Source organism: Rhodopseudomonas infernalis, assembly GCF_022271405.1.
Classification (GTDB): domain Bacteria; phylum Pseudomonadota; class Alphaproteobacteria; order Rhizobiales; family Xanthobacteraceae; genus Rhodopseudomonas; species Rhodopseudomonas infernalis.
Window position 1 is genome coordinate 74,833 of the sequence record NZ_JAJNAL010000018.1, and the last position, 17,687, is coordinate 92,519.

Annotated in this window: 16 protein-coding genes; 8 read left to right on the plus strand and 8 right to left on the minus strand. The window is 65.3% G+C overall.

The genetic code is table 11. The features are described 5' to 3' along the window. Together LPW26_RS13980 and LPW26_RS13985 are read right to left on the minus strand one after the other, a co-directional pair. On the minus strand, positions 1–687 hold the full coding sequence (locus LPW26_RS13980; RefSeq protein WP_238736007.1) for a DUF1345 domain-containing protein: 687 nt from the start codon (positions 685–687) through the stop codon (positions 1–3). A gap of 7 nt (positions 688–694) precedes the next feature. Continuing rightward, positions 695–1,621, minus strand: coding sequence for a polyprenyl synthetase family protein (locus LPW26_RS13985; RefSeq protein ID WP_238736008.1), 927 nt, complete (start codon positions 1,619–1,621; stop codon positions 695–697). 161 nt (positions 1,622–1,782) lie between these two features. Between LPW26_RS13985 and mtgA the strand changes: the two genes are divergently transcribed. From mtgA to LPW26_RS14000, 3 genes are all read left to right on the plus strand, one after another. Beyond that, entirely contained in the window at positions 1,783–2,463 is a 681-nt protein-coding gene (mtgA, locus tag LPW26_RS13990) for a monofunctional biosynthetic peptidoglycan transglycosylase (RefSeq protein ID WP_238736010.1), read from the plus strand. 137 nt (positions 2,464–2,600) lie between these two features. Then, positions 2,601–2,783, plus strand: coding sequence for a 50S ribosomal protein L32 (gene rpmF / locus LPW26_RS13995; RefSeq protein ID WP_011439415.1), 183 nt, complete (start codon positions 2,601–2,603; stop codon positions 2,781–2,783). 263 nt (positions 2,784–3,046) lie between these two features. Further along, on the plus strand, positions 3,047–3,706 hold the full coding sequence (locus LPW26_RS14000; RefSeq protein ID WP_238736011.1) for a hypothetical protein: 660 nt from the start codon (positions 3,047–3,049) through the stop codon (positions 3,704–3,706). Positions 3,707–3,720: 14 nt separating this feature from the next. Here LPW26_RS14000 and LPW26_RS14005 read toward each other — a convergent pair whose 3' ends face one another. Then, a complete protein-coding gene (locus LPW26_RS14005) occupies positions 3,721–4,008 on the minus strand; it encodes a hypothetical protein (protein ID WP_238736013.1) in 288 nt (95 codons plus the stop codon). Between the two features lie 206 nt (positions 4,009–4,214). Here LPW26_RS14005 and LPW26_RS14010 point away from each other — a divergent pair, with 206 nt between their 5' ends. After that, positions 4,215–5,966, plus strand: a complete 1,752-nt coding sequence (locus LPW26_RS14010) for an EAL domain-containing protein (RefSeq protein WP_238736014.1) — start codon at positions 4,215–4,217, stop codon at positions 5,964–5,966. A gap of 252 nt (positions 5,967–6,218) precedes the next feature. Here the strand turns inward: LPW26_RS14010 and phaR are convergent, their stop codons facing one another. Further along, entirely contained in the window at positions 6,219–6,812 is a 594-nt protein-coding gene (gene phaR / locus LPW26_RS14015; protein WP_238736019.1) for a polyhydroxyalkanoate synthesis repressor PhaR, read from the minus strand. Between the two features lie 298 nt (positions 6,813–7,110). Between phaR and LPW26_RS14020 the strand changes: the two genes are divergently transcribed. The 3 genes from LPW26_RS14020 to yddG all read left to right on the plus strand — a co-directional run bounded on the left by LPW26_RS14020 (position 7,111) and on the right by yddG (position 10,164). Further along, on the plus strand, positions 7,111–8,289 hold the full coding sequence (locus LPW26_RS14020) for an acetyl-CoA C-acetyltransferase (protein ID WP_238736020.1): 1,179 nt from the start codon (positions 7,111–7,113) through the stop codon (positions 8,287–8,289). A 188-nt stretch (positions 8,290–8,477) separates the two neighbouring features. Continuing rightward, entirely contained in the window at positions 8,478–9,203 is a 726-nt protein-coding gene (gene phbB / locus LPW26_RS14025) for an acetoacetyl-CoA reductase (RefSeq protein ID WP_238736021.1), read from the plus strand. A gap of 85 nt (positions 9,204–9,288) precedes the next feature. Further along, the gene (yddG, locus tag LPW26_RS14030; RefSeq protein ID WP_238736022.1) at positions 9,289–10,164 is read left to right on the plus strand and encodes an aromatic amino acid exporter YddG; all 876 of its coding nucleotides are present in this window, start codon (positions 9,289–9,291) and stop codon (positions 10,162–10,164) included. A gap of 33 nt (positions 10,165–10,197) precedes the next feature. Here yddG and LPW26_RS14035 read toward each other — a convergent pair whose 3' ends face one another. Next, a complete protein-coding gene (locus LPW26_RS14035) occupies positions 10,198–10,710 on the minus strand; it encodes a TIGR02281 family clan AA aspartic protease (protein ID WP_238736025.1) in 513 nt (170 codons plus the stop codon). 146 nt (positions 10,711–10,856) lie between these two features. Further along, on the minus strand, positions 10,857–13,460 hold the full coding sequence (hrpB, locus tag LPW26_RS14040) for an ATP-dependent helicase HrpB (RefSeq protein WP_238736026.1): 2,604 nt from the start codon (positions 13,458–13,460) through the stop codon (positions 10,857–10,859). 172 nt (positions 13,461–13,632) lie between these two features. Here hrpB and LPW26_RS14045 point away from each other — a divergent pair, with 172 nt between their 5' ends. Beyond that, positions 13,633–14,688: an acyltransferase family protein gene (locus LPW26_RS14045; protein ID WP_238736027.1), complete on the plus strand. Its 1,056-nt coding sequence runs from the start codon at positions 13,633–13,635 to the stop codon at positions 14,686–14,688. 42 nt (positions 14,689–14,730) lie between these two features. Here LPW26_RS14045 and LPW26_RS14050 read toward each other — a convergent pair whose 3' ends face one another. Together LPW26_RS14050 and LPW26_RS14055 are read right to left on the minus strand one after the other, a co-directional pair. Beyond that, positions 14,731–15,708: a DUF4268 domain-containing protein gene (locus LPW26_RS14050; RefSeq protein WP_238736028.1), complete on the minus strand. Its 978-nt coding sequence runs from the start codon at positions 15,706–15,708 to the stop codon at positions 14,731–14,733. A gap of 98 nt (positions 15,709–15,806) precedes the next feature. Further along, positions 15,807–17,369 (minus strand): acetyl-CoA hydrolase/transferase family protein, encoded by a 1,563-nt coding sequence (locus tag LPW26_RS14055; RefSeq protein ID WP_238736029.1) that lies wholly within the window; start codon positions 17,367–17,369, stop codon positions 15,807–15,809. Positions 17,370–17,687: the final 318 nt, after the last annotated feature.

Below are 17,687 nucleotides of genomic sequence, written 5' to 3' on the forward strand. Positions count from 1 at the left end.
TCACAGCGCGCTGGCGGCGATGTTGACCATCAGGGCGACCAGCGCGGTATTGAACACGAACGACGCCACGCCGTGCGCCGTCGCGGTGCGGCGGATGGTCTTGTCGGTGATGCCGACGTCGGACACTTGCGCCGTCATGCCGATCACGAACGAGAAGTACACGAAGTCCCAATAGTCGGGTTCGGAATCGTCGCCGCTTCCGGGAAACGCCAGGCCGCCGACCTGGCTGCCGCGGTAGTACTCGTGCGCGTAGTGCAGCGCGAACGTGGTGTGCACCGCCGCCCATGACAGCGCGATGGTCACGATCGCCAGCACCAGCTCGGCTTTGCCGCGATGGCCGCCGCCGAGTTCGAACACGATCGCCGCGATGCTGGCGAACGCGCCGGTCGCCGTCACCAGCAGGATCAGGAAGCGGCCGTCGTCCTGCCACACCGCGTTGCGGCGGATGTAGTCGACGCCGCAGCGCGCCATCATCGCAAATGCCAGCGTCAGATAGACGACGATCGAGACGTCCCAGGCGATCAGCGCCTGCGTGCCTGGTCGCAGCCACGCCGGCAGCAGCAGTGCCGCGATGACGCCGACGATGATCGAGATGAACAGCCGCGGCCGCGAATACACCACGCGCACCGCGCGTGGCAGCTTTTGGAAGCGCAGGAGGCGGCTGTCCTCGGGCGCTTCGCGGCTCATGCCGCGGTCAGTTCTTGCGCTCGGCGACGAACCGGGCAGCAGCACGCAGCACGTCGCCCCTGGCACCGAACGGCGCCAGCGCCTCGTCGGCCTTCGCGATCAGGTCGCGCACGCGCTGCTTGGCGCCGTCGACGCCGAGCTGGGTGACGAAGGTGGTTTTGCCGAGCGCGGCGTCGGCGCCCGCCGGCTTGCCGAGCGCCGCGGCATCGCCTTCGACGTCGAGCAGATCGTCGGCGATCTGGAACGCCTCACCGAGCGCGCGGCCGTAATCGTCGAGCGCGCGGTACTGGTCTGCCGTTGCCTGTCCGAGGATGGCGCCGGCAACGCAGCCGTAGCGCAGCAGCGCGCCGGTTTTCATCTGCTGCAACTTTGCCACATCGACCGGCTCGCGGTCGCCGAACCGGCCTTCGCCGGCGAGATCGAGCATCTGGCCGCCGACCATGCCGCCGAGCCCGGCACACCGCGCCAGCACGCGATTGAGATCGAGCCGCACCTTGGCGTCCTGATGCACTTCGTCGCGGGTGATGATGTCGAACGCCAGCGTCAGCAGCGCGTCGCCGGCCAGAATCGCCGTGGCGTCGTCATAGGCCTTGTGCAGCGTCGGCCGGCCGCGACGCAGATCGGAATTGTCCATCGCCGGCAGATCGTCGTGGATCAGCGAATAGCAATGGATGCACTCCAGCGCAGCGCCGACCAGCAGCGCACCGGCGCGATCGACCCCGAACACCGCGGCACTTTCAACGGCCAGGAACGGACGCAGCCGCTTGCCGCCGCCGAGCGTCGAATAGCGGATCGCCTCCATCAGCCGGCGCGGTCGGGCGATCTCGTCGGGCAGCAGGTCGTCGGACAACAGCCGCCCGAGCAGGGCTTCGGTCTCCTCGGCGGTGGCGTCGAGCCGTTTGGCGAAATCGATCGTGGACGTGCCGGTGGCCATTCGAAAGTGCTCCAGATAAAATTCGGCCGGACCATTTCACCATGGCGCCGGCTTCGTCAATTCGGCGCTGTGCTGGGGTGGTGTATCAGGGGAGCTGAACCGATGCCGGGCACTGTGACCATCGTGGCCCAGCGCCGCGGCCGGGCGGCGGGTGGGGCCGTATGAAACGCCTGATCCGTGCCGCCTTTGTGGTGCTGCTTCTGCTGCTTGCCGCGCCTTATGTGCTGACGCTGGCTTACAGCGCCGGCCATCCGGTCTCGACCCTGATGATCTGGCGCAGCCTGACCGGCGCGGCGGTGACGCGCGACTGGATCGACATCGAACGGATTTCACCCGCGTTGCCGCGCAGCGTGGTCGCCTCCGAAGACGCCAAGTTCTGCAGCCATCGCGGCATCGACTGGGATTCGGTGCGCGACGTCATCGACGACATGCAGGACGGCGAGGCGACGCGCGGCGGCTCGACCATCACCCAGCAGGTCGCCAAGAACCTGTTCCTGTGGCCCGGCCGCAGCGTCGTGCGCAAGGCGCTGGAGTTTCCGCTGGCGCTGTGGATCGACTTCGTGCTGTCGAAGCAGCGCGTCCTCGAACTCTATCTGAACATCGCCGAATGGGGCCCGGACGGCCAATTCGGCGCCGAGGCCGGTGCGGCCTATGCGTTCGGCGGATCGGCGGCCCGGCTCACCGCGCAGGAAGCCGCTCTGATGGCAGCAATCCTGCCCAACCCGCGGATTCGTAGCGCCAAAAAGCCCGGGCCGGGGGTCCGCCGGTTGGCCGCAACCTATGTGGCGCGGGCTCGATCCGCCGAATTGCAATCGTGCTGGCGCGAAAATAGCGGCTCCTGAGACGATTTAGGCCGCCCGGTGGTCTAGCCATCCTCCACAGCTTCCGTTATAAGCCCGGCCTTAGCTTTCCGCCTGCGCGCGAGTGCCGGGCCGTCCCGCTGTGGACGACGACATCAATCCCGTCAAGGATCAACGATATGGCCGTTCCGAGAAGAAAAACTTCGCCCTCGCGGCGTGGCATGCGCCGGTCGGCGGACGCGCTGAAGCGCCCGACCTACGCGGAAGACAAGGATTCCGGCGAACTGCGCCGCCCGCATCATCTCGACCTCAAGACCGGGATGTACAAGGGCCGCCAGGTCATCAAGAAGAAGGACGCCTGAGCTTCGCTCAGGTTTGATCGGCGCGGCCTCGCCGCGTCGATTTTGCGGCTATGCCGACCAGTTCGCTCGACTGCGATGCTGATCCGGCGGATGCGATCGCGGAGTTGCGCGACGCAGGTGGATGCGACTCTTTGATGATCGCTGCTCTCTGATGATCGCTGCCGACGCCCGAATCTGCTCCAACTGTTGCGTTAGAGAGTAGCCCGCGGCCACCCGAACGGGGCGCCTCGGTGTATGGTCTTTCTGAACAACGGGCTTTGCGGATGTCGATCATCGGTTTCCCGCTGCTGCTGATCCCGATCGCGATCTGCAACATCGTTATCTTCATGATGCCCGGCGTCGGCTTCGACGCAGCGCTGACCCGTGTGCCGCTTCCCTCAGGCGCGGTTTGGACGATCAGCGGCGGCGACATGCTGGTCGCGTTCGGTGTGCTGCTGCTGCTGTTCGAAGTCATCAAGGCGGGGCGGCCGGGCGCCAAATATCTCACCGATCATCTGCTGTCGCTGCTGGTCCTGGCCGGCACCGTCGCCGAATTCGTCCTGCTGCCGCAGTTCGCCAACCCCACGGTGTTTTTGCTGGCGACACTGATGCTGGTGGATTTCTTCGCCGGCATCGCGCTGCGCCGCCGTCCGCAGCCTCGCGTTGCGCACCAAGCCGCGGAGGTCGAGCCGGAGACCGCTCCAACCGAACCGGCGACCGCACCCGCCGCATCGCCCGAAGCATCCGCTAAATCGACATCGTCTGTTGCATCGGCTTCCGCTGCGGCCACCGCGTCTTCGGCTTCGAGTTCTGCGGCGTCGATCGCCGAAGCCGTTCTCCTCGACCGCCCACAGCCGGTGGCGGCGCCCACTGGCTCGCCGCGTGTGACCTCGCCGGCACTGCAGCCTGACGGCGACGCTGCCGGCGCTCAGGCCGAGCGCTGAAGCTCGAATTTACATCAGGACATCCGCCGGGTACGCCCGGCTGCATAGACGGGCGCTGACCGGTAGGCTGCGGTTGCCTCGTCCGGCTCTGCACGAAACACGCCACGGGTCTGCGGGTAGCCGCCTTCGATTGCCAACAATTGTGCGATGAAGTTGGCCGAGGGCCGGACAGGACGGTCGGTGTAGCGCGTCCGCGACGGTGACGACATCACCGGCACCGGCTCGATCAGCTCGGCTTCGACCGCCTCGGCTGCTCCGAAGCCACCGATGTCGTCGTCTTGGTCGATCCGGATGCCTACCATCGTCGTTCAACCTGCACCGCGCCGGGACACCTGCCTCGCTACAAAGGTACCTTCGCAAGGATTATGCCCGGCGGCCTCGTAACGTTCCCAGGTCAGGGTCAAACAGGGTTTCCGGATTGTTAACGATCTCGGCCTAGCCTGAACAGTCAGCGGCGCTCTATTCTGCGGTGGAGAATCATCTGATCCCGTCCCGAAACGAGGCAGTTGTGCCAGCCGCCGATCCATCGCTCGACCCGCCGGCAGCGCCCGCCGAAGCGATCCGCCCGGAGCCGGCTAGAATCCTGTCGGCGCTCGGGCAGGCTGCTTTCGTGTGGGATCTAACGACCGACGCGATGATCTGGACCGAGCGCGCGCCGGACCTTTTTCCAGACATCCCCGCCGACACTCTTGCGACCGGTGGCGCTTTCGCCATGCTGATCGAACCATCGCGGGGAATTCGAAGCGACGCTTTGCTGAGCACCGCGGCTGCGGCCGGCGCTCACTGCGTGCCTTACCGCATCGAATATGGCGTGCGGGCGACGACCTCGGCGCCGATCACCTGGATCGAGGAAAGCGGCTGCTGGTACGCGGGCCCGGACGGGCGGCCGGCGCGGGTCGATGGTCTGGTCCGCATCAACAACGAGCGTCACGCCCGCGACGAGCAACTGCTGAAGCTTTCGCAGCACGATGCTCTGACCGGCGAACTCAACCGCACCCACCTGGTGGCGGCGCTCGCCGAAGCGATCGAAGAGGCGTCGCGCTTTCGCAACGGCCTGTGCTTCATGCTGATCGGCCTCGATCATCTGGCGCGCATCAACGACTCGCTCGGCTTCGACGTCGCCGACGAAGTCATCGCCACCATTGCGCAGCGAATCCGCGCGCGGCTGCGCGCCGGCGATCAGCTCGGCCGCTTCTCGGGCAACAAGTTCGGGTTGATCCTGAAGAACTGCACGGCAGACGACGCCCAGGTGGCGGCCGAGCGCTTCCTCGCCGCGGTGCGCGACGACATCGTGCCGACGCGCTCCGGCCCGGTGTCGGTGACGGCGTCGATCGGGGCCGTGATCTCCCCGCGCTACGCCCGCACCACCGACGAGGTGATCAACCGCGCCCAGGAGGCGCTGTCGACGGCGAAGCACCGCCGCTGCGGCAAGCAGTCGATGTGGCGGCCGAATGTCGAGCGCGATGCCCAGCGCCGGGTCAACATCCGCGTCACCGACGAGATCGTCACCGCGCTCAACGAGCGCCGCATCGTGCTGGCCTATGAGCCTGTCGTCGATGCCGCGACGCGGGCACTGGCCTTTCACGAATGCCTGGTTCGCATGATGCAGAGCGACGGCCAGATGTTGCTGGCGCCCGACATCTTGCCGGTCGCCGAGCGGCTCGGACTGATCCGGCTTGTCGATCATCGCGTGCTCGAACTGGTAGTGGCCGAACTCGCGGCCGCGCCGCAGACCACTCTCAGCCTGAACATTTCGCCGGACAACACGATGGATGCAGACTGGTGGGCCGGCATCGAATCGCTGATGCTGGCGCATCCCGGAGTCGCCGACCGGCTGATCGTTGAGATTACCGAGACGGTGGCAATCCAGGACATCAATGAGGTGCGCGGCTTCGTCACCCGGCTGAAGAAGCTCGGTGCAAAGATCGCGATCGACGATTTCGGCGCCGGCTACACCTCATTCCGCAACCTGCGCAGTCTCGGCGTCGATATCGTCAAGATCGACGGTGCCTTCGTGCAGAACATCGCGCGCTCGGCGGACGATCGCGCCTTCGTGCAGACGCTGATCGATCTGGCGCGACGGCTCGGCATCAGGACAGTGGCCGAGTGGGTGCAGGACGACGAGTCGGCGCAGCTGCTGCACGATTGGGGCTGCGACTACATCCAGGGACGCCTGATCGGCCTCGCCTCGGAGCACCGCCCCTGGCTTACAAGAGACGTGGCGAAAGACGACGTCGTTCGAGAGCGTCTGGCGAAGTAGCCGGGTGTCACAAGGCTTTGCCGGATGACTCAAAGCCCGGCCGATGGAATCAGTTATCGCCTCGCCCGACGCCATGCCGGCCAGTGCCGCGAATCCACGTCTTGCCGAGACGTTCGCGCTGAAGCCATCAATGACCGGGACGAGCCCGGCCGAAACTGAATGACTGGCTTTGGCCAGTTGCCTGAAGCAGCAGGCGACAGTCCCAGATGTCTCCGCGCGGTGCGTCTCGACTCCGCGCGGCTGACGTCTGGACTACTCGTCCTTCTTCGGCTGTTCGAGCGACATCCGATCGAGCCGATCCTGCATGTCCTTCATCTGCCGACGAAGATCGTCGATCGTGTCGGCCTCGCGTGCCGGCTCGCCAGGAGTGGCTTCGCCCTCGACATCGAGGCTCGACTTGCGCGGCACGAACATCGAGAAGGTCTGCTGAAACAGCTCCATGTTGCGGCGGACCGTTTCCTCGAGCGGCGCGAACGGCGTCATGCTCAAGGTGCTGCTCATCTGCTTGCGGAATTTCTCCTGCTCGCGGGTCAGCGAATCGATCGATTGCTCGAGATATTTCGGAACCACCATCTGCATGCTGTCGCCGTAGAAGCGGATCAGCTGGCGCAGGAAGGTGGTCGGCAGCAGGTTCTGCCCGGCCTTGTTTTCCTGCTCGAAGATGATCTGGGCCAGGACCGACCGTGTGATGTCATCCCCGGTCTTGGCGTCGTAGACGAGGAAGTCTTCGCCGTCTTTTACCATCGACGCGAGATCTTCGAGGGTCACGTAGGTACTGGTGCCGGTGTTGTAGAGTCGCCGGTTCGCGTATTTTTTGATTGTGGTTGGTTGGTCTGATTTCGCCATGGCACCCACACGCATGGAGGAAAGGAACCCGCCGCTCCCTGACGACGGGGCTGAGACGCAATGCAATAAAGTAAGCACTTCCAATGCGGTTCGGCTACCGTTTTGTGCGACAGCGATGAAACGGCAGGCACCGGGTGCCTTGAACCGTGCCGACGGCGTGACTTTATAAGCAGGAAAGCCGTGTCCCCGATTGACACGCCGGGGCCGCATTCTCAGGATGGCCGCCGACGCTGGCCGATCCAACCGGCACCCGCCGTCCAAACAATCGTTCAATCAACTCGAGCCCCAGGAGATGTCCATGTCGGACGATGTCGTCATCGTCAGCGCTGCCCGCACCGCTGTCGGAAGCTTCAACGGCGCCTTCGCCAATACGCCTGCGCACGATCTCGGCGCTGTCGCCATCAAGGCGGCGCTCGAGCGCGCCGGCATCGAGCCTGGCCGCGTCTCCGAAGTGATCATGGGCCAGATCCTCACCGCGGCGCAGGGTCAGAACCCCGCCCGCCAGGCCTCGATTGCGGCCGGCATTCCGGTCGAAAGCCCGGCCTGGGGCGTCAATCAGTTGTGTGGCTCCGGCCTGCGCACCGTGGCGCTCGGCTATCAGGCGCTGATGAACGGCGACTCCGATGTCGTCGTCGCCGGTGGCCAGGAATCGATGAGCATGGCGCCGCATGCCCAGTATCTGCGCGGCGGCGTGAAGATGGGCGGCGTCGAGTTCATCGACACCATGATCAAGGACGGTCTGTGGGACGCCTTCAATGGCTATCACATGGGCAACACTGCCGAGAACGTCGCAAAGCAGTATCAGATCACCCGTCAGCAGCAGGACGAGTTCGCGGTCTCATCGCAGCAGAAGGCCGAGGCGGCGCAGAAGGCCGGCCGGTTCAAGGACGAGATCGTCCCTGTGACGATCAAGACCCGCAAGGGCGATATCATCGTCGACACCGACGAGTATCCTCGCCACGGCGCGACCATCGAGGCGATGACCAAGCTGAAGCCGGCGTTCGAGAAGGACGGCACCGTCACCGCGGCGAATGCATCGGGCATCAACGACGGCGCCGCCGCGGTCGTGCTGATGAAGGCGAGCCAGGCCGCCAAGGAAGGCAAGACACCGCTGGCCCGCATCGTGTCGTGGGCGCATGCCGGCGTCGATCCCAAGATCATGGGTACCGGTCCGATTCCCGCCTCACGCGCGGCGCTGAAGAAGGCCGGCTGGAATATCTCCGATCTGGATTTGATCGAAGCCAACGAAGCCTTCGCGGCGCAGGCCTGCGCGGTGAACAAGGATCTCGGCTGGGACGTCTCGAAGGTCAATGTCAATGGCGGCGCGATCGCGATCGGTCATCCGGTCGGTGCATCGGGCGCACGCGTGTTGGTAACTCTGCTGCACGAGATGCAGAAGCGCGATGCGAAGAAGGGACTCGCGACGCTGTGCATCGGCGGCGGTATGGGAATCGCGATGTGCCTCGCTCGCGATTGAAGCAACGTCGCGCCGCTGATGCGGCATGATGTTGCAACACGCGTAGCAAGGTGCAGTGCATCAACGAATGTTCAAACGCCCGGCAGATTGCCGGGCGTTTTTGCTTGATGTTCGTCAGCGGGCAGATTTTATTCGAGACGACACAAACGAAATCTAGAAAAGAATGAGCATTGCGGAGGGAGTTTGAAATGGCGCGTGTGGCGTTGGTAACTGGGGGAACGCGCGGTATCGGTGCGGCAATCAGTAAGGCACTCAAGACCGCAGGTCATGCGGTCGCGGCGACTTACGCGGGCAATGATTCGGCGGCGGAGCGCTTCAAGGACGAGGCAGGTATTCCAGTATACAAGTGGGACGTGAGTTCGTTCGATGCTTGCGCGGCAGGCGTGAAACAGGTCGAGGCCGATCTCGGACCTGTCGACATTCTGATCAACAATGCCGGCATCACGCGCGACGGCGCGTTTCACAAGATGACGCTCGAGCAGTGGAACGCGGTGATCAACACCAATCTCGGTTCGCTGTTCAACATGACCCGGCAGGTGATCGAAGGCATGCGGGCGCGCAAGTTCGGCCGCATCGTCAACATCTCGTCGATCAATGGTCAGAAGGGCCAGTTCGGCCAGGTCAACTATTCGGCCGCAAAGGCCGGCGACATCGGCTTCACCAAGGCCTTGGCGCTCGAGAACGCGCGCGGCGGCATCACGGTGAACGTGATCTGCCCGGGCTACATCAACACCGAGATGGTGCAGGCGGTGCCCAAGGACGTGCTGGAGAAAGCGATCCTGCCGCTGATCCCGTGCAACCGGCTCGGCGAAGCCGACGAGATCGCCCGCGCGGTGGTGTTCCTCGCCGGCGAAGAGTCCGGTTTCATCACCGGCTCGACGCTGACCATCAATGGCGGCCAGTACATGACGTGAGCCAGCCACATTGTGCAGGTGCCGAAGGCGGACCGCATCACGGTCCGCCTTCTCGTTTTGAACGATCTTTGACGATGATCTCGCCATGACGCCGCGTACCGCCACTCTGATCGGTCTATCCGCCATCCTGATGTGGTCGCTGCTCGCGGTGCTGACGGTGGGGACCGGAACCATCCCGCCGTTCCAGCTCGCCGCAATGACGTTCGCGATCGGCGCGCTGGCGGCGTCGACCGGATGGACCGTGCGCCCCGCCGCGATGCGGGCGCTGCGCCAGCCCGCATTGGTGTGGGCCGTCGGCGTCGGCGGACTGTTCGGCTATCACGCGCTGTATTTTCTCGCGCTGCGACTGGCGCCCCCGGCCGAGGCCGGGCTGCTGAACTATCTGTGGCCGCTGCTGATCGTGCTGTTCTCGTCGGCGCTGCCCGGCGAGCGGCTGAAGCTGCACCATATCGTCGGCGCCCTGCTGGGGCTCGCCGGCACAGCCCTGCTGCTGCTCGGCAACGGCGCCGCGCTCGACCAGGCGCACTGGCCCGGGCTCGCGGCGGCGTTCGTGGCCGCCTTCGTCTGGGCGACCTATTCGGTGTTGTCGCGGCGCCTGAAGGCGGTACCCACCGATGCGGTCGCGGGCTTCTGCTTTGCGACCGCGGGGCTCGCCGCACTCGTGCACGGCGCGATCGAAACCACGGTCTGGCCGCAGAGCGCGTCGCAATGGCTCGCGATTTTCGCGCTCGGCATCGGCCCGGTCGGCGCGGCCTTCTACGCCTGGGACATCGGCATGAAGCGCGGCGACATCCGCGTGCTCGGCGCAGCGAGCTACGCGACTCCGCTGCTGTCGACGGGCTTTCTGATCATCGCCGGCTATGCGCAGCCCACCACGACACTCGCGCTGGCGGCGCTGCTGATCGCGGGCGGCGGCCTGCTCGCTGCCAAGGACATGCTCGGGGCGACGCCAATCGATTAGACGTGGGGACGAACGAAAGCGCCGCGCCGACGGCTATTGCTCGAGAACCATCTGGCCATTCGCATATTCGAAGCGCTTCAGCTTCGACAGAAATGACAGGCCCAGCAGATTCTCTGATAGCGCTTCGTCCGGCAGCACCATGGCGTCGACGTCGCGCACGATCAGTCCGCCGATATCGAGCATCGCGATCCGTGTCCGCGCGGCCTTCACGGTGCCATTGGCGGTCGTCACCTTCGCGGTGTAGTCCGCCGGCCGCGGCCGCAATCCGAACTGCGCGGCCGAGCGCTCGTTGAGCGCGACCACGGATGCGCCGGTGTCGACCATGAAGGCGAGGCGTTGGCCGTCGATCCGTCCGTTGGTCTGGAAATGGCCGCGCGGATCGCGCGGGATCGCGAGGCTGCGGGTGCCCGCCTGTGACGACAATCCGACCGTCGCCTTGTTGGCCACGCTGGCCTGTGCCGGCGCCGGCATCATCCGGTCTGCCATCTCGGCCATCGCAGTGCCGAGAATCGCCAGCACCGCCGCGATCATCAAGATGTTACGCATCACGCATACCCACACCAGCCAAGGCCGCGCCATAGAATCACGCGGGCGCGGCGTCTGCGACCGATGCGGTCGCCGCTGCCGGCTATTTTGACCAAAAGGGTGAGCGAAGCCTTAATGACCGGCGCGGCAACGCATGCGCCGGTGTGTCATGTGCCGCGCGGCTTGGCCCGGCGGGTCGGCGGCGCGCTGGCCGGATCTTCCGGCCAGGGATGGCGCGGGTAGCGGCCGCGCAGATCGGCCCGCACCCCCGCATAGGAGCCGCGCCAGAATCCCGGCAGGTCGCGCGTCACCTGCACCGGGCGATGCGCCGGCGACAGCAACTCCAGCACCAGCGCGACCTTGCCGCCGGCGACCGAGGGGTGCGTGGTCAGCCCGAACAATTCCTGCAGCCGTACCGCGATGGTCGGCCCTTGCTCGGCCTCGTAGTCGATCGGCAGATGCGAGCCGGTCGGCGCTTCGAAATGCGTCGGTGCCTCGCGGTCGAGCCGGGCGCGCAGATCCCAAGGCAGCAGACTCATCAACGCGTCGGACAGATCGGAGGCGGAGATGTCCTTGAGACCAGTTTTGTCGAACAAGGCCGGCACCAGCCACGCCTCACGCTGCGCGGCCAGGCCCTCGTCCGACAGATCGGGCCACGGATCACCTTCGGCCTTGCGCAGGAACATCACCCGGCCGCGCCATTGCTGCAGCTGCTTCGACCACGGCAGCCGGTCGAGCCCGGCGGCGATCAAACCATCGGCGAGCACCCGGGCGGTGTGCTCCGACGTCGTCAGCGACAGCGGCGCCTCGCTGAGCGTGATCGCATGCAGGGCGCGCCGCCGCCGTGCCCGCAGTGCCATCGCGGCGCGATCGAAGGAGACCTCGTCGGCATCGACGATCTGATGGCCAAAGTGCCGCTCGATCTCGGCGAGCGTGATCGGCGCAGCAAGCAGAATGCGCCCCTGCGCCGCGGTGCCGGTGAGTTCGCCGACCGCCAGATAGGGCGCCCGCGCCAACGCCGACGTCTGCTCGATCGCCGCGCCGCGTCCATTGGCCAGCACGAACGAGCCGTTGCCACGATTCCTGGCGACGCGATCGGGAAACGCGAAGGAGAGGAGCACGCCCGTGGAGAGCGCTAGATCTGCTGCTGGTTGTTGTGCACCGCGCGCCGTCGAGCCGCGGCCTGACTCCCCTCCCCCTTGCGGGGAGGGGGTGGGGGTGCCCCGAATCGCAGCCGTGCCCGTGGCCCCCCCACCCCGACCCTCCCCCGCAAGGGGGGAGGGAGAAGAAGAGGACGCCTGCCCGGCCCACCTTTGCGCCATCTGCCGGGCGCTGCCGGCGCGCTGGGAGCGGTCGCGGCGAAAGCCGTCGCGGCGCGCGTCGAGATCGGCGCTGTCGCCGCCGAGGCCACGCTCGGTGAGGATCGCGGCGATTTCGGCAGCCTCCTCGGCGTGATCCCAACGCGCCGCATCGACGATCATGCGGGCCAGCCGCGGCGGCAGCGCCATCGCGCGTAAGGCCCTGCCCTCGTCGGTAATGCGGCCATCGGGGTCCAGCGCGCCGAGCTCGCGCAGCAGTTCGCGCGCCTCCTTCAGCGCCGGCGCCGGCGGCGGATCGAGGAAGGCCAGCGTCGCCGGATCGCTGACGCCCCATTGGGCCAGATCGAGCAGCAGCGACGACAGGTCGGCGGACAGGATTTCCGGCTGGGTGTAGGCCGGCAGCGACGCGGTCTGCGGTTCGTCCCACAGCCGGTAGCAAACGCCCGGCTCGATACGGCCGGCACGGCCGCGGCGCTGATCGACCGCGGCGCGCGAGGCCCGGACCGTTTCCAGCCGGGTCAGCCCGAGATCCGGCTCATAGCGCGGCACGCGCGCCAGCCCGCAATCGACCACGATGCGGACGCCTTCGATGGTCAGCGATGTTTCGGCGATCGAGGTGGCCAGCACGACCTTGCGCTGCCCCTTGGGCGCCGGCTGGATCGCGCGGTCCTGCACGGCGGCGTCGAGCGCGCCGAACAACGGCACGATCTCGACCGAGGGGTCCTGCACCCGCTCGCGCAGCATCGTCTCGGTGCGGCGGATCTCGGCGGCGCCGGGCAGGAATGCCAGCACCGATCCGGCATCGCTGCGCAGCGCGGCCGCGATCGCCTCGGCCATCTGCCGCTCCATCGGCGCGTCGCTGCGGCGGCCGAGATAGCGGGTGTCGACCGGAAAGGCGCGACCGAGACTCTCCACCACTGGCGCCTCGCCGAGCAGCCTGGCGACGCGGGCGCCGTCGATCGTCGCCGACATCACCAGGATGCGCAGGTCTTCCCGCAGCCCCTGCTGGGCGTCACGCGCCAGAGCCAGCCCCAGATCGGCGTCGAGCGAGCGCTCGTGAAATTCGTCGAACAGCACCGCTCCGACGCCGCTCAGTTCCGGATCGTCGAGGATCTGCCGGGTGAAGATGCCCTCGGTGACGACCTCGATGCGGGTGGCGCGCGACACTTTCGAGCCGAACCGGACGCGGTAGCCGACCGTCTCGCCGGCCTTCTGGCCGAGCGTCTTCGCCATCCGCTCGGCGCTGGCCCGCGCGGCGATGCGGCGCGGCTCCAGCACGATGATCTTCCGGCCCAAAAGCCACGGCGCGTCGAGCAGCGCCAGCGGCACCCGCGTGGTCTTGCCGGCGCCGGGCGGCGCCACCAGCACGGCGGTGCTGCCCGCGGTGAGCGCCGCGGCGAGATCACCGAGGGCGTCGTCGATCGGCAGCGGCGTGTCGAAGGTGCGGGGCAAGGATCACTCGGAGGCAGGGGAACGGCGCGATGGTTAACAGAAACCATAAAGCGCGGCAAAATCGCCGCCGCGCACCCAATTCCCGAAACCAGGCACATTCCTTGACCGGCGCAACACTAACGCAACCGATCTTGCCGAAGATGCGTATGAGCCGCATCAGACAGGAACAGCGATGACCGCGAACGGCACACATGCTCCCGCCCGCATGCATGGCGACCGGGTCGACTGGGTCGACTACGCCAAGGGCATCTGCATCATCATGGTGGTGATGATGCATTCGGTGCTGGGTGTCGAGGCCGCGGCCGGCCAGACCAGTTTCATGCACTACGTGGTCGAGTTCGCCAAACCGTTCCGGATGCCGGACTTCTTCCTGATCTCCGGCCTATTCCTGGCGGTGGTGATCGACCGCGACTGGCGGACCTATCTGGACCGCAAGGTGGTGCACTTTGCCTACTTCTACGCGCTGTGGGTGACGATCCAGTTCGCCATCAAGGCGCCCTCCTTCGCGGCCCAGGTGGGCTGGGCCGGCGTCGCCAAGCTGTACGCGCTGTCGTTCATCGATCCGTTCGGCACGTTGTGGTTCATCTATCTGCTGCCGATCTTTTTCGTCGTCGCCAAGGCGACGCGCGGCCTGCCGCCGCTGCTGGTCTTGGGCGCCGCGGCCGTCCTCGAGTCGCTGCATCTGCAGACCGGCTGGACGGTGCCGGACGAATTCTGCGCCCGGTTCTTCTATTTCTACGCCGGCTATTTGTTCGCCCGGCACGTCTTCGCGTTCTCGGACGCTGCCCGCGCCCGCCCAGCGCTGGCGCTCGCCGGACTCGCGGCCTGGGCGGTGGTGAATGCTGCGCTGGTGCATCTCGGCGTCAGCGAATGGCCTCTGATCTCGCTCGTGCTCGGCCTTGCCGGCGCCGGCGCCATCATCGCCACCGGCACGCTGCTGGCCGAGAAGCGCTGGCTCGACGGCCTGCGGTTCTGCGGCGAGCATTCGATCGTGATCTATCTGGCGTTCTTTCTGCCGATGGCGATCAGCCGCACGTTGCTGCTGAAGTTCGGCAGCTTCCTCGATCTCGGCGTGATCGCCATCCTGGTCAACATCGCCGGCGTGGTCGGCGCGCTGATCATCTGGTGGCTGGCGCTGAAGACCGGCGCCCGCTTCCTGTTCGACCGCCCGGACGCGTTCTGGATCGCGCCGCGCAAGAAGGAGGCGCGGCTGCAGGCGGCGGAATGAGCCACGCAGCTTTCGGCCGCCTCTGGCGCTAAGAGGCCCCGCCTACGCAGCTTCCTCAAGCCCCAACTTTGCAACCCGGGATGCGAAGACACGATGCAGATCATTCAACCGTTTTGCCAACCACTCATGTTGCCGCTGCCAATCTGCCTCATCGTCGGGATCGACATCGTGGAGATATGATGCCACGCGACTATCCCGCCTCGAAGGTAGCTCCTCCCATTCCAGCGGATAGCCAAGCTCCCCTTCAACAGCTTCTTTTTGGAGCAGCAATAGGCCGAGATTTGATTTAGCCTGCTCGCCGGCGATGTATAATTCTGCGCGGATCTGCCGTTTCGGTCGTATCATTACAGCGCTCAGATGGAAGCCCACTCGCCCGATCGGATAATCCATCCATGATTGAGCTTGAGGTTTCTTGTTGCCAGCCACTGCTCCCGCCAACCTCCTGAGTTGCCCTTGGAACAACTCCCAGTAGGAACGCTGCAGAGAACGGATTTCGGACAACTCAGCATCATCGATGACATGCGCCGCTTGAGCGACCGATTGGGTCCAATTGTTTGGCATCGAGACAATGTTGAATTTCGGCGCAGCTGGCGACGCTCCTATTCGCCAAAGCTCGACCTCCAACCCGAAAAATCGGAAACTCTCATCGGTGATTCGATTCAACCAATCCAGCGTCGACCTATGTTCCTCGGTGAACTTGGCGGCTATCCATACGATAGTTACGGCGTCAAGCCCCGATGCATAGGTCAGCAATTGACCAAGATGGCCATGATCCGTTCGCTCAAGCTGATTCTCTATGAGAACCCATCTATCGACGCCAATTTCTTTGCAGAGGATATCAGCGCGAAAAGGACCAACCTTGCGCTCATGAGCCTCGTACTCAATTTCTATACCGAGCGCTTCGGCCAGAATTTCCAAGTTTTCCTTTCTTGCTAACCAAGGCGTGAAGTCAGCAGATTCGGATGACCAAATACTGCGAAGATCAACCGATTCGAGGCGGCCCAATTCGCTCGTCGCCATTTTCTCCACCAGCTATTTTCGAATTCGTTTGAATCGAAGTCGGTCGTGCGGGATGTAAATCGCGACCGCTTTACTCATAAACCTATTTGACGCGTACCTCACCGCCAAACATCCGCCTGCACCACCGCATCTTCTCGCCAGGCTTCGCGCGCGGCCTTGTTGGCCATCCAGTTCGGCAGGAAGGTCAGCGCTTCATCGAGGATGTGGGGGGTGTGCAGGCCGGGCGAATATTCCAGCGCGCGCTTGTAGTATTCTTTGAGGGCCGGCCGGAAGGTCGGATGCGCGCAGTTCTCGATGATCACCTTCGCCCGCGCCTTGGGCGACAGCCCGCGCAAATCGGCGAGGCCCTGCTCGGTGACGATCACCTGGACGTCGTGCTCGGTGTGGTCGACATGCGAGGCCATCGGCACGATGCAGGAGATCTTGCCGCCCTTGGCGGCCGACGGCGTCATGAAGAACGACAGATAGGAGTTGCGGGCGAAATCGCCCGACCCGCCGATGCCGTTCATGATGCTGGTGCCGGTGATGTGGGTCGAATTGACGTTGCCGTAGATGTCGGCCTCGATCAGCCCGTTCATCGCGATCACGCCGAGCCGGCGGATCACCTCCGGATGATTGGAGATCTCCTGCGGTCGCAGCACGATGCGCTCGCGATAGAAATCGAGGTTGCGGAGGAATTCGTCGTAGCCGTCCGGCGACAGCGACAGCGCGGTGGCTGAGGCGAGTGTCAGCTTGCCCTTGCGGAGCAGGCTGAGCATGCCGTCCTGCAGCACCTCGGTGTAGGCCGTCATGTTTTCGAACGGCCCGTTCTCGAGCCCGGCCATCACCGCGTTGGCGACGTTGCCGACGCCGGACTGCAGCGGCAGCAGGTTCGGCGGCAGCCGGCCTTTCTTCACCTCATGGCCGAGAAATTCGAGGATGTGCTCGGCAATCGCCTGGGAGCTCTCGTCGGGCGCGGAGAATCCCGAATTGCGGTCCGGCAGATTGGTCTCGACGATCGCGACGATCTTGGAGGGATCGCAGCGCAGATATTGTTCGCCGATGCGATCGCCCGTGGCGAGGATCGGGATCGGCTTGCGGTGCGGCGGCAGCTGCGTGCCGTAATACACGTCGTGCATGCCTTCGAGACGGATGTCCTGCCAGGCGTTGACTTCGAGGATCACCTTGTCGGCGAGATCCAGCCAGGTCTTGTTGTTGCCGATCGACGACGACGGGATCAGGCTGCCGTCCTCGCGGATACCGGCCACTTCGACGATCGCGACGTCGAGCTTGCCGAGGAAGCCGAACCAGACGTGCTGGGCGACGTGGGACAGATGGATGTCGATATATTCCATCCGCCCCGCATTGATGCGCTTGCGACAGGTCGGATCGGATTGATATGGCAGCCGCATCTCAATGCCGTCGACCTTGGCGAGCGCACCGTCGAGTTCGGGGGCGGTCGAGGCGCCGGTCCAGACGCTGACCTTGAACTTCTGGCCGCGGGCATGGTGCGCGTTGATGCGTTCGGCAAGCGCAAGCGGCAGCAGCTTGGGATAGCCGGCACCGGTGAAGCCGCTCATGCCGACATTCGCGCCGGATGGGATCTGCGCGGCGGCGTCGGCCGCAGTCATGATCTTGGCACGAAGGTGAGGAGCGAGCACGCGAGAGCTTGGAAGGACCATCACGGTTCTTTCTGTTCGGGCTGGGGCGCCGGCACGGAACTGGTCCGATTCGTCTAACCGCTTGGCTGAAAAGCACCATCCGACCAATGGCTGACGCGGTGGTAGGTCGAGCGGCGGCGCGATTGGGAGCCTGCCATTGGTGCAGCGCAGCGCGGCCGAACGGCTACAAGACGCTCGATTTTTGAAGGGCTTCCGCCTTCCCAGTAGCTGTCGACCGCGTTACGCGGCAGCCATCGGACAGCGGACGTTGCTATGCGGCGATAGCAGTGCAGGCGCGCTTTTGTTGCAGGCCGGCTTTCGCTACCGCCACGGCCTCGT

Coding starts and splice junctions, on each gene's coding strand:
- LPW26_RS14020 (WP_238736020.1), top strand. CDS start 7,111: ATGTCGGACGATGTCGTCATCGTCAGCGCTGCCCGCACCGCTGTCGGA.
- LPW26_RS14055 (WP_238736029.1), bottom strand. CDS start 17,369: ATGGTCCTTCCAAGCTCTCGCGTGCTCGCTCCTCACCTTCGTGCCAAG.
- rpmF (WP_011439415.1), top strand. CDS start 2,601: ATGGCCGTTCCGAGAAGAAAAACTTCGCCCTCGCGGCGTGGCATGCGC.
- mtgA (WP_238736010.1), top strand. CDS start 1,783: ATGAAACGCCTGATCCGTGCCGCCTTTGTGGTGCTGCTTCTGCTGCTT.
- LPW26_RS14035 (WP_238736025.1), bottom strand. CDS start 10,710: ATGCGTAACATCTTGATGATCGCGGCGGTGCTGGCGATTCTCGGCACT.
- phbB (WP_238736021.1), top strand. CDS start 8,478: ATGGCGCGTGTGGCGTTGGTAACTGGGGGAACGCGCGGTATCGGTGCG.
- LPW26_RS14045 (WP_238736027.1), top strand. CDS start 13,633: ATGACCGCGAACGGCACACATGCTCCCGCCCGCATGCATGGCGACCGG.
- phaR (WP_238736019.1), bottom strand. CDS start 6,812: ATGGCGAAATCAGACCAACCAACCACAATCAAAAAATACGCGAACCGG.
- yddG (WP_238736022.1), top strand. CDS start 9,289: ATGACGCCGCGTACCGCCACTCTGATCGGTCTATCCGCCATCCTGATG.
- LPW26_RS14000 (WP_238736011.1), top strand. CDS start 3,047: ATGTCGATCATCGGTTTCCCGCTGCTGCTGATCCCGATCGCGATCTGC.
- LPW26_RS14050 (WP_238736028.1), bottom strand. CDS start 15,708: ATGGCGACGAGCGAATTGGGCCGCCTCGAATCGGTTGATCTTCGCAGT.
- LPW26_RS14005 (WP_238736013.1), bottom strand. CDS start 4,008: ATGGTAGGCATCCGGATCGACCAAGACGACGACATCGGTGGCTTCGGA.
- LPW26_RS13980 (WP_238736007.1), bottom strand. CDS start 687: ATGAGCCGCGAAGCGCCCGAGGACAGCCGCCTCCTGCGCTTCCAAAAG.
- LPW26_RS13985 (WP_238736008.1), bottom strand. CDS start 1,621: ATGGCCACCGGCACGTCCACGATCGATTTCGCCAAACGGCTCGACGCC.